The organism is Pseudoalteromonas sp. SG43-7 (assembly GCF_014164295.1).
Classification (GTDB): domain Bacteria; phylum Pseudomonadota; class Gammaproteobacteria; order Enterobacterales; family Alteromonadaceae; genus Pseudoalteromonas; species Pseudoalteromonas rhizosphaerae.
The window spans coordinates 1-424 of the sequence record NZ_JACJEY010000192.1; the positions used below are offsets into that span (position 1 = coordinate 1).

The window sequence follows — 424 nt, forward strand, 5'->3', positions numbered from 1 at the left end:
GATAAATACAGTGATAACAAGGCGTAAGTTTCGACATGTAGTTGTTATACTTGAATAAATTATAACGCAGTTAGCACTTTATTTAGCTCGCTAGAATGGTTAAATATTTAAGTCGATTGGTATAACAGAAGCGCTGATCAGCCCTATCGTCAATAAAGACGTCATGACGTAACACATGGAATTAATATCAAAAGCCACGGAGGCAGGACGTCATGCCGTCGTGATCGTTGATGGCGCTGGTTAGCATACTATTGATACTGTAAAACCATTCAATAATGTCACGCTAATAAAACTTCCGGCTTACTCCCCGGAGTTAAATCCAATAGAGCAAGTATGGAGTTGGATACGGCAACACTGTTTATCTAATCGTGTGTTTAGTGGTTATGAAGAAATAGTCGAACAGGTTTCGCAAGCGTGGAATAAA

General features: G+C 39.2%; 1 pseudogene. It reads left to right on the top strand.

The annotated features are described in order from the left end of the window. Positions 1-118: 118 nt before the first annotated feature. A pseudogene (locus H5200_RS24260) lies at positions 119-424 on the top strand (transposase); the annotation flags it as partial.